The organism is Pseudomonas sp. LAM2023, from assembly GCF_016620375.1.
GTDB classification, from domain to species: domain Bacteria; phylum Pseudomonadota; class Gammaproteobacteria; order Pseudomonadales; family Pseudomonadaceae; genus Aquipseudomonas; species Aquipseudomonas anuradhapurensis.
The window spans coordinates 685,087-700,509 of the sequence record NZ_JAENHV010000015.1; the positions used below are offsets into that span (position 1 = coordinate 685,087).

A 15,423-nucleotide genomic window follows, 5' to 3' on the forward strand; every position below is an offset into this window, starting at 1 on the left:
TTCAGATTGCGGGGGCGCCCTGCGCCCCCTGCGGTTTCAGCGGAAGCGGTCCACTTCCTGGCGCAACTGTGCTGCCAAACCTTCCAGTTCACGCGCGGTAAAGGCCAGTTCATTGGCCACCTCGCGTTGCTCGCCGTTGGCCTGGGCAATGCTCTGCAGGTTGCGGCTGAGCACCGTCGCGGTACTGCTCTGCTCCTGAGTGGCGGTACTGATCACGGCAAACTGCTCACCGGCCGCACGGCTCTGCTCGTCGATACGCGCCAACGCCTGGGCCACCTTGTCGTTGCGTTCCAGGCCTTCCTGCATCAGCTGGTTGCCTTGCTCCAGCGTGGTGATGGCGTGCCCGGTCTGCTGCTGGATGCTGGTGATCATGCTGGAAATCTCGTCCGTGGCCTGGCGGGTACGCGCAGCCAGCCCCCGCACCTCATCGGCCACCACGGCGAAGCCACGCCCCTGCTCGCCGGCACGGGCCGCCTCGATGGCGGCATTCAGCGCCAGCAGGTTGGTCTGCTCGGCAATGGCGGTGATCACGCTGATGATGCCGCCGATTTCCTGCGAGCGGGCGCCCAGGCTGTCCATCACCGTGGCGGTACCGCCGAGCGCCTCGGCAATCTGCGTCAGCGAGCGCGACGCCTCGTCCATGGCATTGCGGCCGATGCGGGTCTGCTGGGCGTTGTCACGGGCCATGCGCTCGGTGCCGGCCATGTTGTCGGCGATGTTCATCGAGGTGGCGCTGAACTCTTCCACCGCGCCGGCCATGCTGGTGATTTCGCCGGATTGCTGGTCCATGCCTTCGCACGCACCGGCCGACAGGCCAGCCAGCGAGCGTGCACGGGTACTGACCTGCTCGGAGGCACTGCGGATGTGCTCGACCATGGTCGCCAGTGCTTCACCCATCTTGTTGAAGCTGCGTGCCAGCTGGCCGATCTCGTCATCGCTGGTCACGCTCAGGCGTGCCCCCAGGTCTCCCGCCCCGAGCGCCTCTGCCTGGCGCACCAGGTCGTCCAGCGGGCGCAGCTTGCGGCGCAACAGCCACAGCGTGGCGGCAACAGCCAGCAGCATCGCCAGCAGGCTGCCGATGGCCAGGCGCAGGCCAACGCTCCAGGTCACTTCGCGGATTTCTGCCATCGGCATGCTGGCCACCACGGTCCAGGGCCCTTCGGCGAAGGGGGCGGTGGCGCTGTACAACTGCTGGTCGGCATTGGCCGGCGGCACCAGCCAGGCGCCCTTCTCGTCGCGCAAGGCCAACGAGCCGGTCTGGCCGATGCGGAAGCGCACCAGGTTGGCAAACTGGGCATTCTGCGCGTCGGTGTAGTCGAAGCCGACGAACAGCACGGCGATTACCTGACCGCTGGCGTCACTCACCGGCACGTAGCGGGTCATGTAGTTACGCTCGAACAGCACGGCGCGGCCCACGTACATCTGCCCGGCCAGCAACCGGGCGTAGGCCGGGTGCTGGCGATCCAGCAGGGTGCCGATGGCGCGGCTGCCGTCCTGCTTCTTCAGGTTGGTGCTGATACGCACGAAATCGTCACCGCTGCGCACGAACAGCGTGGCGATGCCGGCGGTCATCTGCTGGAAGTCGTCGACCAGCTGGAAGTCGTTGTTCAGCAGCTGGTTGCCCAGGTACAGGGCAGGCGTGGCCTGGCCGGCGACCTGCACGGTCTCCCCCGCATGCAGCGACAGGCCCGAGGCGAAGCGCCGCTCGAACAGCCCGCTGAGGCGCTGGGTGTTGTCCTTGAGCGAGCCGTGGAAGGTGTCGAGCTGGTCGGCCAGCAAACGTGCCTCGCTGGCCAGGTGGGCCTGGCGGGTGGCGAGGTTGGCATCGTCCAGCGAGCGCAAGGCGAACAGGGTACTGCCGGAAATCACCAGCGCCAGCACGATGGCGAGGGCAACCCCCAGTTGCGAGGCGATTCGGGCACGCGGTTGAGACATGGTCAAGCTCCTGGCAAGAGGCCGGGATCGTCCTGATCACGTGGGCCACCCGCTTGTTGTCATCGGGAAGCGCGCCCTCTTCCGGGACGCTGGTGCCACTTGATCGGCGTCGCCAGGGAATACTTGAGTGTCGGACCGGGATATTCGCAAACCTTTGCGCCTGGCATTCAAAGCGTCGGCAGAATCTGCACATCGGGCAGGTCCACCGCCGCCGCTTCGTCCTGCAGGAACCTGCTCAGCCGCCGCAAGCGCTCCCCGCCCGGGCGGGTGCGCGGCCACACCATGTAATAGTCCATACCGCTGGGAACGGCGGTCGGCCACGGCAGGCTCAGGCGTCCCTGTGCCACGTCCTCGGCGACCATCAGCAGGTCTCCCATGGAGATGCCGTAGCCGCGCGCGGCCGCGATCATGCCCAGTTCCAGGGTATCGAACACCTGCCCGCCCTTGAGCGAGACCTGGTCGCCGAGCCCCATGCGTTCGAGCCAGGCGCGCCAGTCGCGCTTGTCCGGCGTCGGGTGCAGCAGCTCGATACCGGCCAGCCGTCGCACATCCCAGGGGCCATCCGCGAGCAGGTCCGGCGCACCTACCGGGATCAGCAGTTCGGCGAACAACCGGCGCACCTCCCAGTCTGGCGGGAACACGCCGTCACTGAGCAGCACCGCACAGTCGAACGGTTCGTTGCTGAAGTCCACATGGTCGACGTCCATCCAGGCACTGGTCAGCTGCACTTCGTTGCCGGGCTGCAGGTGCCGGAACCGGCTCAGCCGCGCCAGCAGCCAGCGCATGGTCAGGGTCGAAGGCGCCTTCATGCGCAGGATGCCGTCTTCGCCACGCAAGGTATCGCAGGCCCGCTCCAGCGCGGCGAAGCCTTCCCGCACGCCTGGCAGCAGCACCCGCGCCGCTTCGGTCAGTTGCAGGCTGCGGCCATTGCGCACGAACAGGCGACAGGCGAAGTGGTCTTCCAGTGTGCGGATATGCCGGCTGACCGCGCTCTGGGTGATCGACAGTTCCTCACCGGCACGGGTGAACGAACTCAGCCGGGCGGCGGCTTCAAATGCACGCAGGGCATACAACGGGGGAAGCTGACGGGACATGAGGCACCTGCCATGCGGGGCTATGAACGGATCACCGCTGAGCATATATGCATGAGTCACACTCATGCCAACGATCGCTTTTATCCTTTTGTGCAAAGTTGACCAAAGCCTCAGAATCGCCCTTCGTTGATCGCCCCAGGAAGAAGGACCGTCCCATGCACGTCGCGCCCACTACCGAACTCAAGGCTTTGCTGCGCCTGGCCGGGCCGCTGATCGCCTCGCAACTGGCGCACATGCTGATGGTGCTCACCGACACCCTGATGATGGCCCGCATCAGCCCGCAAGCACTGGCCGGCGGTGGCCTGGGGGCGGCGAGCTATTCGTTCGTGTCGATCTTCTGCCTGGGCGTGATCGCGGCAGTCGGCACACTGGTGGCGATCCGCAAGGGTGCCAACGACATCGACGGCGCCACGCGCCTGGCGCAAAACGGTCTGTGGCTGGCCTGGGGCCTGGCGCTGTGCGCCGGGCTGGTGCTGTGGAACCTTGAGCCGGTGCTGTTGCTGTTCGGGCAAAAACCCGAGAACGTGGCCTCGGCCGCCGAGTTCCTCACCCTGCTGCCGCTGGCCCTGCCCGGCTACCTGACCTTCATGGCCTTGCGCGGTTTCACCAGCGCCCTGGGCCGCTCGACCCCGGTGATGGTCATCAGCCTGGTAGGCACGGTGCTCAACTACCTGCTCAACGTGGCGCTGATCGAAGGCATGTTCGGCCTGCCCAGGCTGGGCCTGATGGGCATCGGCCTGGTCACCGCGGTGGTGTCGATGGGCATGGCCATCGCCCTGGCGCTGTATATCCGCTGGCACCCGGCCTATGCGGCCTACCCGCTACGCAAAGGCCTGTCGCGCCCGTCGCTGCCGGCCCTGCGCGAACTGTGGCGGCTGGGCCTGCCGATTGGCGGTACCTACATGGTGGAAGTCGGCCTGTTCGCCTTCGCCGCGCTGTGCATGGGCGTGCTGGGCAGTACCGAGCTGGCGGCGCACCAGATCGCCCTGCAGATCGTCTCCACGGCGTTCATGGTGCCGACCGGCCTGTCGTACGCGGTGACCATGCGGGTGGGGCTGTACTTCGGCGCCGGCAACCTGCTGGCGGCACGCAGCGCCGGGCGGGTGGGTATCGGCTTCGGGGCCATGATCATGTTTGCCTTTGCCGCGTTGTTCTGGCTGCTGCCCGATGCGCTGGTGGGGCTGTTCATCGACCGCAACGACCCGGCCTTCGCGGCGATCTTCCAGCTGGCGGTGCAGCTGCTGGCGGTGGCGGCATGGTTCGAGCTGTTCGACGGCATGCAGACCATTGCCATGGGCTCGATCCGCGGCCTGAAGGATGCCAAGACCACCTTCCTGATCGGGCTGGTGTGCTATTGGCTGGTAGGGGCGCCGAGCGCCTGGCTGTTCACCTTTACCCTGGGCGGTGGCGCGGTGGGGGTATGGTGGGGGCTGGCGCTGGGGCTGGCATGTGCGGCGGTGGCGCTGACCTTTGGTTTTGAGTGGCGAATGAAGCGGTTGCTGGGGAAGGCCGGGCTGGCTGACAGGTCTGCAGTGTCTGTGTGACCGTTGGGGCTGCTTTGCAGCCCTTTCGCGACGCAAGGCCGCACCTACATGGGCCTGCGTTCGCCGATCAATGTAGGAGCGGCCTTGTGTCGCGACAGGAGGGCGAAGCCCTCCCCTGCGATGTCACAGGCTAATCAGCTTCGGCTTGCTGTAATCCAGCAAGAACTCCATCAACTCCCCCACCGGCAGCGGCTTGCTGACCAGGAAGCCCTGCACCTGGTCACAACCGAACCCGCGCAACAAGGCCAGCTGCTCTTCACTCTCCACTCCCTCGGCCACTACCTCGAGGTTGAGGTTGTGCGCCAGGTTGATCATGGCGTGCACCAGCTTGCGGTTCTCTTCACGCATTTCCATTTCGGCGACGAAGCTGCGGTCCACCTTGAGCAAGGTGATCGGCAGGCTGTTGAGATGCACGAACGAAGAGAACCCGGTACCGAAGTCATCCAGCGAGAAACGCACGCCCAGGCGCCCCAGGGCATCCATGGTCTGGCGTACCAGCTCGTTGCGGCGCATCACCGCTGTTTCAGTCAGTTCGAATTCCAGCCAGCGGGCATCGACACCATGCTCGATGATCAGCCGGCTCAAGGTCGCCAGCAACTGGCTGTCCTGGAACTGCCGGAAGCTCAGGTTGACCGCCATGTGCAGCGGCTCCAGCCCACCCTCGCACAGTGCCTGCATGTCACGTAGGGCTCGGGAAATGACCCAGTAGCCCAACGGTACGATCAACCCGCTCTGCTCGGCCAGCGGCACGAACTCACTGGGCGGCAACAGGCCACGCTCGGCATGCCGCCAGCGCACCAGCGCCTCCAGGCCGACGATGCGCCCATCGGCCAGGTTCAGCCGCGGTTGGTAGTGCAACTCCAGCTCGTCACGGCGCAGGGCACGACGCAGCTCGCTCTCCAGGTCGGCAAGGCTGCGGGCATTGCGGTTGATGCGCTCGTTGAACACATGGAAGGTACAGCCCTGGCTGCCTTTGGCCTGGCGCATGGCAATGTGCGCGTGCCACATCAGCGGGTCGGCCCCGCCCTGGACACGCGCATGGGCCAGGCCCAGGCTGCAGCCCAGCAGCAGGCTTTCGCCGTCGATCCAGTACGGCTCGGCCAGTGCTTCGACAATGCGCTCGGCAATCCACTCGGCGCGGTTGGCGTCACGGCGGGTGTCGATCAGCAGGGCGAACTCATCACTGCCCAGGCGCGCCACCTGGTCACCCGCCTCCAGTTGCTGCTTCAGGCGTGCCACCACTTGCAGGATCAGGCGGTCGCCGCTCTGGTGACCAAGCGCATCGTTGACGTGACGGAAGTTGTCCAGGTCCAGATGGCCAAGGGCAACGCCGCGACCATCGTTCTCGGCCAGGCGCGCGGTGAGCAAGGCCTGGAAGCCCTGGCGGTTGGCGATACCGGTCAATGGGTCCTGCTCGGCCAGGCGCTGCAAGGTGGCCACCAGCACGCCGCGTTCACGCACATGGCGCAGCGAGCGGCGCAAGCTGTCGGCATTGAGTTGCTCGCGCACCAGCCAATCGCTGACCGCGCTCGGTGGCAGCTCGGGCTCATGCTCGAGCAGCAGGATGGTCGGCAGGTCGCAGCGCCCGGGTGCAGGCTGCAAAGCCGGTGTGGCCAGCACGACAGCCTGGCGGTCATTGCTGAACAGGCTGTCTACCGCCTCCCAGTTGGGTGCAGTCAGCAACACTGCAGCACCGTCCAATGCCTGCACGCAGTCGCGCAGCAATACGGTCCATTCCGGCTCATCAGCCAACAGCAGCAAACGCAGAGGTTCGACAGGCGTGGACAAGCGGGCTCCTTAGGGCTTCACGGTGCAACGGAAGAGTTCGGGTATGCTACTGCACAAATGAGAATGATTTCTAAATTTGTGCGCGCAAAGGCAGGCGTAACATCCCGACGCATTTTGTCGTGCATCCTGCGCGAAACGGACCCAACCGGCAAATACGTTTTTTTCAGTGCCTAGGATTAGCTGCACTAATACTGGAACGGTCACAAAAGTCTGACTCAGACGTCAGACGGTCGCGCCATAACGGCCGCATGCCTGTTAGAATGCGCGGCTATTTTCTGGCGACCCCCGGTTTCTAGCATGTCCCGACTCAATCCCCGGCAGCAGGAAGCCCGTGACTATGTCGGCGGCCCTCTTTTGGTGCTCGCCGGTGCAGGTTCGGGCAAGACCAGCGTGATCACGCGCAAGATTGCCCACCTCATCCAGAACTGCGGCATCCGTGCCCAGTACATCGTGGCGATGACCTTCACCAACAAGGCCGCCCGCGAGATGAAGGAACGGGTCGCCACCCTGCTGCGCCCGGGCGAAGGCCGCGGCCTGACGGTGTGCACCTTCCACAACCTTGGCCTGAACATCATCCGCAAGGAGCACGAGCGCCTGGGTTACAAGCCGGGCTTCTCGATCTTCGACGAGTCCGACATCAAGGCGTTGCTGTCGGACATCATGCAGAAGGAATACTCCGGCGACGACGGCATCGACGAGATCAAGAACATGATCGGTGCCTGGAAGAACGACCTGGTCCTGCCGCCCGAGGCCCTGGAAAAGGCGCGCAACCCGCGCGAGCAGACCGCCGCCATCGTCTACACCCACTACCAGCGCACGCTCAAGGCGTTCAACGCGGTGGACTTCGACGACCTGATCCTGCTGCCGGTCAAGCTGTTCCAGGAGCACCCCGACGTGCTGGAGCGCTGGCAGAACCGCGTGCGCTACCTGCTGGTGGACGAATACCAGGACACCAACGCCAGCCAGTACTTGCTGGTGAAGATGTTGATCGGCATGCGCAACCAGTTCACCGTGGTCGGCGACGACGACCAGTCGATCTATGCCTGGCGTGGTGCCCGGCCGGAAAACCTCATGCTGCTCAAGGAGGACTACCCCTCCCTGAAGGTGGTGATGCTGGAGCAGAACTACCGCTCCACCAGCCGCATCCTGCGTTGCGCCAACGTGCTGATCGCCAACAACCCGCACGCGTTCGAGAAGCAGCTGTGGAGCGAGATGGGCGTAGGCGACGAGATCCGGGTGATCCGCTGCAAGAACGAGGAAGCCGAGGCCGAACGCGTGGCCATGGAAATCCTCACCCTGCACCTGCGCACCAACCGCCCCTACAGCGACTTTGCCATACTTTACCGGGGCAACTACCAGGCCAAGCTGATCGAACTGAAGCTGCAGCATCATCAGGTGCCGTATCGCCTGTCGGGCGGCAACAGCTTCTTCGGCCGCCAGGAAGTCAAGGACCTGATGGCCTACCTGCGCCTGCTGGTGAACCCGGACGATGACAACGCCTACCTGCGGGTGATCAACGTACCGCGCCGGGAAATCGGCTCCACCACCCTCGAAAAGCTTGGCAACTACGCCACCGAGCGCGGCATCTCGATGTATGCCGCCAGCGAGGAGCTGGGCCTGGGCGAGCACCTGGACGCCCGCTATACCGAGCGTTTGCAGCGCTTCAAGCACTGGCTGGACGGGGTGCGCCACAAGGTTGCCCTGGAAGACCCGATTGCCGCACTGCACGAGATGATCCGCGACATCGACTACGAGAACTGGATCCGCCAGCAGACCGCCAGCGACAAGGCTGCCGAGTTCCGCATCAGCAACGTCTGGTTCCTGGTCGAAGCGCTGAAGAACACCCTCGAAAAGGACGAAGAGGGTGACATGACCATCGAGGACGCCATCGGCAAGCTGGTGCTGCGCGACATGCTCGAGCGCCAGCAGGAAGAGGAAGAGAACGCCGAAGGCGTGCAGATGATGACCCTGCATGCTTCCAAGGGCCTGGAGTTCCCCTACGTGTTCATCATGGGCATGGAAGAGGAGATCCTCCCGCACCGTTCCAGCATCGAGGCCGACACCATCGAAGAGGAACGCCGCCTGGCCTACGTGGGCATCACCCGCGCGCGCCAGACCCTGGCCTTCACCTTCGCCGCCAAGCGCAAGCAGTACGGCGAAATCATCGACTGCACACCCAGCCGCTTCCTCGATGAACTGCCGCCGGAAGACCTGGCCTGGGAGGGCCTGGACGATGCGCCGGTCGAGGTCAAGGCGGCACGCGGCAACAACGCCCTGGCCGATATCCGGGCGATGCTCAAACGCTGATCAACCATTACTCTTTACTATTGCCGCGTACAGCGGCCACCTTTGTTTCGAGGTAAACACAGTGGAAGCACTGCACCAGAAGATTCGCGAAGAAGGCATCGTGCTTTCCGATCAGGTTCTCAAAGTCGATGCGTTTCTCAACCACCAGATCGACCCTGCGCTGATGCAGTTGATCGGTGACGAGTTCGCCCGCCTGTTTGCCGACGCCGGCGTGACCAAGATCGTCACCATCGAGGCCTCAGGGATAGCCCCGGCGGTGATGACCGGCCTGAAGCTGGGCGTGCCGGTGATCTTCGCCCGCAAGCACCAGTCGCTGACCCTGACCGAAAACCTGCTGACTGCCTCGGTGTATTCCTTCACCAAGCAGACCGAGAACACCGTGGCCATTTCGCCGCGCCACCTCAACAGCAGCGACCGGGTGCTGGTGATCGACGACTTCCTGGCCAACGGCAAGGCGTCGCAGGCACTGATCTCGATCATCAAGCAGGCCGGCGCGACCGTGGCCGGCCTGGGCATCGTCATCGAGAAGTCGTTCCAGGGTGGCCGTGCCGAGCTGGACAGCCAGGGCTACCGCGTCGAATCGCTGGCCCGGGTGAAGTCGCTGGAAGGTGGTGTGGTGACTTTCATCGAGTGATGCCCCTCGGGGCCGCTGCGCGAGCCCATCGCGACACAAGGCCGCTCCTACACGAGTACATGAGCCGCATACTTGAGCCGCGCCCAAATTGATGGACAGGTGTCCAACATCTGGGCGCAGCTCAACTCCTTGTAGGAGCGGCCTTGCGTCGCGATGGGCTGCAAAGCAGCCCCGGCAATTCAACCGGCTGCCGCCAACCCCGCCAGTAACAGCCGCTGATACAGCTCGTCCTTCAGCCCCTGCGGCCGATCCAGGCCCATCCGCGCCAGATGCCGCTCGTACCCTTCGGGCCCCGGCGCATCCAGTGCTGCCTTGCCCAGCTCCAGCACCTCGCTCAGCTTGAACTTGCTCTTCAACCAGTTCAGCGCCCGCAGCAAATCCCGCTCTTCAGCCGTAAAGTCCGTGCCCAGCGGGTACTCCGGGAACAGCCGCGCATGCTTCGCCCTGATCGCTTCCAACCGCTGCGGCGTGTTGTCGGTGAAGCGCGAATCCAGCTGGAAATCCCGGGCGAGCTTGCCAGCATCTTTTGCCTGTTCGATCAGCCCCTGCTGGAACCGTGAATCACACACCGCCAGCAAACGTGCGATTACCTCGCTGTCGGTCTGCCCGCGCAAGTCGGCAATGCCATATTCGGTCACCACGATATCGCGCAGGTGCCGCGGAATGGTGCAGTGGCCATAGGTCCAGAACAGGTTCGAGGTCACCTCGCCGCCCGCCTCGCGCCAGCTGCGCAGCAGCAGGATCGAGCGCCCACCTTCCAGCGCATGCCCTTGGGCGACAAAGTTGTACTGGCCACCCACGCCGCTGAGGACACGGCCATCTTCCAACTGGTCGGCCACCCCGGCACCGAGCAGGGTCATGCCGAACACGGTATTGATGAAGCGCGCATCGCGACGCTGGCGGCGCTTGAGTTGCTCCTGCCCATACAGCTCGTTGATGAAGCTGATGCGGGTCATGGCAAACCGCGCCCGCTGTTCCAGCGTCATGTCACGCAGGCGCTGGTAGAAGGCCTGAGGGCCAAGGAAGAAGCCGCCATGCAGCACGCTGCCCTGCGCATCCGCCGGGCGTCGCAGCAGGCCCGCCTCAGCCAGCACCAGCAGGCCGTTGACGAACATCTCGCTGCAGCCATACAACCCCTGGGCGAAACCACCCAGCCCCCCTTCCCGTTCGATCAGCGCTTGCCATGGGCCAATATCCAGGTCATCGAGCACGGCACGGTAGCCGGCGTTGTCGCCCTGGCGCGCCAGCAGGGCGGCGGCTACCGCATCGCCCATGGCACCGATGCCGATCTGCAACGTGCCGCCGTCCCGTACCAGGCTGCTGGCATGCAGGCCGATGCAATGATCCTGGGTGCTCACCGGCATGTTCGGCGTGGAAAACAGGCGACGCTGCTCGGCTTCATCGAGCAGCAGGTCGAAGGCATCCATGGGCAGCTCGGCGTCGCCGGGCATGTACGGCAGTTCGGCATGCACCTGGCCAAGCATGAGGATGGTTTCGCCAGCGGCACGGCGCCTGGCGACCATCGGCAACAGGTCGGGGGTGATGTCAGGGTTGCACGCCAGGCTCAGGTGCACCGGCCGCTCCGGGGTGGCAGCCACCAGTTGGGCGATCAGGTTCAGGCCCTTGGCGTTGATATCGCGCGCGGCGTGGCTGTAGTTGCTGCTGACGTAGTCCTGCTGGGCAGACTCGCTGTGCAGCAGGCTGCCGGGCTGCAGGAAGAACTGCTCGACCCGGATGTTCGGCGGCAGGCTGTCGTTGCGCAGGTCGGCGAGGTAGCTGAGTTCTTCGTAGTCGGCGAACACCCGTTCGACGAAGGGTTCGAGAAAGCGCCGCTGCAGGCCATCGCCCAGTGCTGGACGGCCGAGCGAGAGTGCGGTGTAGATGGTCAGGCGGCGCTCGGGCTGCTCGCGTATACGGGCATACAGGGCATTGACGAAAGCGACCGGCTTACCCAGACCCAGCGGCAGGCCCATGTGGATGTGGGCTGGCAAGCGCGCCAGGACCTGCTCGACAGCCTGATCGATGGAGCAGAGGTGCATCGGGGCCTCCTGAGACATCCGTGGGTTCAGGAGTTGGACATGGGCTTTGGTGGGTTGGTTGCCCGTGCCGGCTCCTTCGCGGCTAAAGCCGCTCCCACAGTTACAGCACAAGATTCAAGAACTGCGAGATGCCTGTGTGAGCGGCTTTAGCCGCGAAAGGGCCGGTACAGGTACCACAAAAACAAAGCCCGCCATCAATGGCGGGCTTCATGCAATTCAGCTGTTTCTCACAGCCCGGACATCTTCTTGATCGCCCCTTTCAGCTCATCATCGGAACAATCCGCGCAGGTGCCTTTCGGTGGCATTGCGTTGATACCGGTGATGGCCTTGGCCAGGATGCCATCCAGGCCGCCCTGATGGTCGGCGCGCTCTTTCCAGGCTGCAGTGTCGCCAATCTTCGGCGCGCCAAGCAGGCCGGAGCCATGGCAGGCGTTGCAGTGCTTGGCGATGATCTGGTCCGGCGTCTTGGCACCACCGCCACCAGCGGCAGCGGCCACTTCCATGCCCTTGCATTCCTGGCCCTGCACACACACCTGGCCGACCGGCTCCAGGCGCTTGGCGATGTCATCCTTGGTCGCAGCGGTTGCGCTCATTGCCCAGAGGGCGAATACGGCTGCTGGTACGGCCAGCATCTTCTTGATTTGGTTCACGCGAACACCCTCATGGTGGCTAATCACGCTCGCGGCCACGGATCGGCGAGCGCTGAAAAGTATAGCGGGAACCCGGAGGCCGTGAAACGACCCTACACGGGAAAGGGGTATTGCCGAATCAATGCACTGCGCTGGATCAAAAGTTCGAAGGTGTCGCCGCGCTGATCAACCGCGCCGGCCGGTCGAACGGGTTGCGAAAGCGGTGTGGGCGGGTGCTTTCGAAGTAGTAGCTGTCGCCTTCCTCGAGAATGAAGATCTCGTTGCCGACCACCAGCTCCAGGCGGCCTTCCAGCAGAATGCCAGTTTCCTCGCCATCGTGGGTGAGCATTTCGGCACCGGTGTCGGCGCCCGGTGGGTAGACCTCGGTGAGGAAGGCGATGGCACGGTTGGGGTGCGACTTGCCGACCAGCTTCATGGTCACCGCACCGTCCGAGATATCGATCAGCTCATGGGCCTTGTAGACGATCTGCGTGGGGCTTTCAGGTTCCAGCTCGACCGAGAAGAACTCGACCATGGACATGGGAATGCCACTCAGCACCTTGCGCAGCGAGCTGATCGAAGGGCTCACGCTGTTCTTCTCGATCATCGAAATGGTGCTGTTGGTCACCCCGGCGCGCTTGGCGAGTTCACGCTGGGACAGGCCCTTGAGCTTGCGGATGGCTTGCAGTCGTTCGCCGACGTCCAAAGCTGGAGCCTCCTGAAACGGTGGAAAAGGGGGTGGATGTGAACGATATCATGGCAATGCCGTTCAGTATTTACAACACACAGCCCCTCAACCTGTCCGCTTCAGCGTTTCATTCGCCGCAGTAGTCCCGCGGTACCCGCTTCAGGTTGCAGAAGATCTGGTAGGGAATGGTGCCAGCCTGGGCAGCCACCTCGCTGGCCAGCACATGCTTGCCCCACAGTTCGACCGGGCTGCCGACGGTCGCTTCCGGTATGTCGGTCAGGTCGACGTTGAGCATGTCCATCGATACACGGCCGATCAGCTGCGTGCGCTTGCCGGCGACCAGCACCGGGGTGCCATTCGGCGCCTGGCGTGGGTAGCCATCGGCATAGCCCATGGCGACCACGCCCACGCGGGTCGGCCGCGGGCTGACGAACTTGGCGCCATAGCCCACCGGCTCGCCGGCGGGCAGCTCGCGCACGCTGATCACCCGCGATTGCAGGGTCATCACCGGCTGCAGGCGCTCGGCCTGGGCCTGCGCCACCTCGAACGGCGTGGCACCGTACAGCATCAGGCCCGGGCGTACCCAGTCACTGGGTGCCTGCGGCCACCCCAGCACAGCGGGCGAATTGCGCAGGCTGCATTCGGCGGCCAGGCCTTGGCGAGCGGCTTCGAATACGGCGATCTGCTGGGCGGTAGCATCGGCATCCAGCTCGTCGGCGCGGGCAAAGTGGCTCATCAGCACGATGCGCGCGACCTTGCCACTGGCCAGCAGGCGCTGGTAGGCCTCGTGGTAATCCTTGGGGTGCAGGCCGACACGGTGCATGCCGCTGTCGAGCTTGAGCCAGACGGTGAGCGGCTTATGCAGCTGGGTTTGCTCGATCGCTTCCAGCTGCCACAGCGAATGCACCACGCACCACAGGTTGTGCTCGGCGATCAGCGCCAGTTCGCTGGCCTCGAAAAAGCCCTCCAGCAGCAGCACCGGCGCCTTGATACCGGCGGCGCGCAGCTCCAGCGCCTCTTCGATACAGGCCACGGCAAAACCGTCGGCTTCGGCTTCCAGGGCCAGGGCACAGCGCACGGCGCCATGGCCGTAGGCATCGGCCTTGATCACGGCGAGGGCTTTGGCACCGGTCAGTTCACGGGCCAGACGGTAGTTGTGGCGCAGGGCCTGGAGGTCGATCAGGGCGCGGGCGGGACGCATGGCGGCTGCCTTATGGTGGTTCGGGTTGAAATCGGTGTTGGGTTCTTCGCGGGCTCGCCCGCTCCCACAGGTACTGCACAGTTTTCAATATCTGTGGTGTTCCTGTGGGAGCGGGCGAGCCCGCGAAGAGGCCGGTACAGGCGAACTTACTGCTGGTGAGCCGGCGCAGTCTGCTCATGCTTGGCCACTTCCCGGCTGTTGCCATAGCGGAAGATGTCCAGGCCTTCGGCACTGATCTGCGGCTTCTTGCGCGCAATCAGGTCGGCCAGCAGGCGACCGGAGCCGCACGCCATGGTCCAGCCCAAGGTACCGTGGCCGGTATTCAGGAACAGGTTGCGGAACGCCGTGGCACCGACGATCGGCGTACCGTCCGGGGTCGCCGGGCGCAGGCCGGTCCAGAAGCTGGCCTGGCTCAGGTCACCGCCGCGAGGATAAAGGTCGTTGACGATCATCTCCAGCGTTTCGCGCCGACGCGGGTTCAGCGACAGGTCAAAGCCGGCGATTTCAGCCATGCCACCAACCCGGATACGGTTGTCGAAACGGGTGATCGCGACTTTGTAGGTCTCGTCGAGGATGGTGGACGTCGGGGCCATGTCGGCGTTGGTGATCGGCACGGTCAGCGAGTAGCCCTTCAGCGGATACACCGGAGCCTTGATGCCCAGCGGCTTGAGCATCTGCGGCGAGTAGCTGCCCAGTGCCAGCACGTAGCGGTCGGCGGTTTCCAGCTTGCCGTCGATCCACACACCATTGATACGGTCGCCGGCGAAGTCCAGGCGCTGGATGTCCTGGCCGAAGCGGAACTCCACGCCCAGCTTGGTGGCCATGTCGGCCAGCTTGGTGGTGAACAGCTGGCAGTCACCGGTCTGGTCGTTGGGCAGGCGCAGGGCGCCGGCCAGAATGTCTTTGACGCCAGCCAGGGCCGGCTCGACGCGGGCAATGCCGTCGCGGTCGAGCAGCTCGTAAGGCACGCCGGACTGTTCGAGCACGGCAATGTCCTTGGCTGCGGCATCTACCTGGGCCTGGGTCCGGAACAGCTGGGTAGTGCCCAGGCTGCGGTTTTCGTAGGCGATGCCGGTTTCTGCCCGCAGCTCGTCGAGGCAGTCACGGCTGTACTCGGACAGGCGCACCATGCGCTCCTTGTTCACCGCGTAACGGCTGGCGGTGCAGTTGCGCAACATCTGCGCCATCCACAGGTACTGGTCGACGTCGCCGGTGAGCTTGATGGCCAACGGGGCATGCCGCTCCAGCAGCCATTTGATGGCCTTCAGCGGCACGCCCGGTGCAGCCCAGGGCGAGGCATAGCCAGGCGAGATCTGGCCAGCGTTGGCAAAACTGGTTTCCATGGCCACCGCCGGCTGGCGGTCGACCACCGTTACTTCGAAACCTTGCCGGGCCAGGTAGTAGGCACTGGCGGTTCCGATTACACCGCTACCAAGTACCAGAACTCGCATCGTTTTATTCCTCGCACGCGGCGCACCGCAGTCTTTTGTTGAAATGGCATGGATGCGCGCAGTATAGGAATTTGAAGGCAGTGCAATTCACTATATAAAAGCCTATTATTGGC

General features: G+C 64.3%; 11 protein-coding genes and 1 pseudogene. 3 read left to right on the forward strand and 9 right to left on the reverse strand.

Annotation, left to right across the window (positions count from 1 at the left end):
- Positions 1-36: 36 nt before the first annotated feature.
- The 3 genes and pseudogenes from JKP78_RS25415 to JKP78_RS08680 form a co-directional block, all read right to left on the reverse strand.
- Positions 37-897, reverse strand: a complete 861-nt coding sequence (locus tag JKP78_RS25415) for a methyl-accepting chemotaxis protein (RefSeq protein ID WP_372241590.1) — start codon at positions 895-897, stop codon at positions 37-39.
- A pseudogene (locus tag JKP78_RS25420) lies at positions 895-1,935 on the reverse strand (Cache 3/Cache 2 fusion domain-containing protein); the annotation flags it as partial. The pseudogene JKP78_RS25420 and the gene JKP78_RS25415, both read right to left, overlap by 3 nt.
- Positions 1,936-2,102: 167 nt before the next feature.
- A complete protein-coding gene (locus JKP78_RS08680) occupies positions 2,103-3,029 on the reverse strand; it encodes a LysR substrate-binding domain-containing protein (protein ID WP_186684050.1) in 927 nt (308 codons plus the stop codon).
- Positions 3,030-3,184: 155 nt separating this feature from the next.
- On the opposite strand from JKP78_RS08680, the gene JKP78_RS08685 reads away from it, so the two are divergent.
- Positions 3,185-4,573, forward strand: a complete 1,389-nt coding sequence (locus JKP78_RS08685) for a NorM family multidrug efflux MATE transporter (protein ID WP_186684048.1) — start codon at positions 3,185-3,187, stop codon at positions 4,571-4,573.
- A gap of 123 nt (positions 4,574-4,696) precedes the next feature.
- Here the strand turns inward: JKP78_RS08685 and JKP78_RS08690 are convergent, their stop codons facing one another.
- Positions 4,697-6,361, reverse strand: a complete 1,665-nt coding sequence (locus JKP78_RS08690; protein WP_186684046.1) for a putative bifunctional diguanylate cyclase/phosphodiesterase — start codon at positions 6,359-6,361, stop codon at positions 4,697-4,699.
- 297 nt (positions 6,362-6,658) lie between these two features.
- On the opposite strand from JKP78_RS08690, the gene rep reads away from it, so the two are divergent.
- The gene (rep, locus tag JKP78_RS08695; protein WP_170033767.1) at positions 6,659-8,668 is read left to right on the forward strand and encodes a DNA helicase Rep; all 2,010 of its coding nucleotides are present in this window, start codon (positions 6,659-6,661) and stop codon (positions 8,666-8,668) included.
- A gap of 61 nt (positions 8,669-8,729) precedes the next feature.
- Positions 8,730-9,302 carry a xanthine phosphoribosyltransferase gene (locus JKP78_RS08700; protein ID WP_009683322.1) on the forward strand — a complete coding sequence of 191 codons (573 nt, stop codon included), beginning with the start codon at positions 8,730-8,732 and terminating at the stop codon, positions 9,300-9,302.
- 179 nt (positions 9,303-9,481) lie between these two features.
- Here JKP78_RS08700 and JKP78_RS08705 read toward each other — a convergent pair whose 3' ends face one another.
- From JKP78_RS08705 to dadA, 5 genes are all read right to left on the reverse strand, one after another.
- Positions 9,482-11,341: an acetyl-CoA hydrolase/transferase family protein gene (locus JKP78_RS08705; protein ID WP_200626555.1), complete on the reverse strand. Its 1,860-nt coding sequence runs from the start codon at positions 11,339-11,341 to the stop codon at positions 9,482-9,484.
- A gap of 227 nt (positions 11,342-11,568) precedes the next feature.
- Entirely contained in the window at positions 11,569-11,973 is a 405-nt protein-coding gene (locus tag JKP78_RS08710) for a c-type cytochrome (protein WP_186672959.1), read from the reverse strand.
- A gap of 154 nt (positions 11,974-12,127) precedes the next feature.
- On the reverse strand, positions 12,128-12,676 hold the full coding sequence (locus tag JKP78_RS08715; RefSeq protein ID WP_013974777.1) for a cupin domain-containing protein: 549 nt from the start codon (positions 12,674-12,676) through the stop codon (positions 12,128-12,130).
- Between the two features lie 109 nt (positions 12,677-12,785).
- A complete protein-coding gene (gene alr, locus JKP78_RS08720; protein WP_200626556.1) occupies positions 12,786-13,859 on the reverse strand; it encodes an alanine racemase in 1,074 nt (357 codons plus the stop codon).
- Between the two features lie 146 nt (positions 13,860-14,005).
- Entirely contained in the window at positions 14,006-15,310 is a 1,305-nt protein-coding gene (dadA, locus tag JKP78_RS08725; protein ID WP_200626557.1) for a D-amino acid dehydrogenase, read from the reverse strand.
- Positions 15,311-15,423 lie beyond the last annotated feature (113 nt).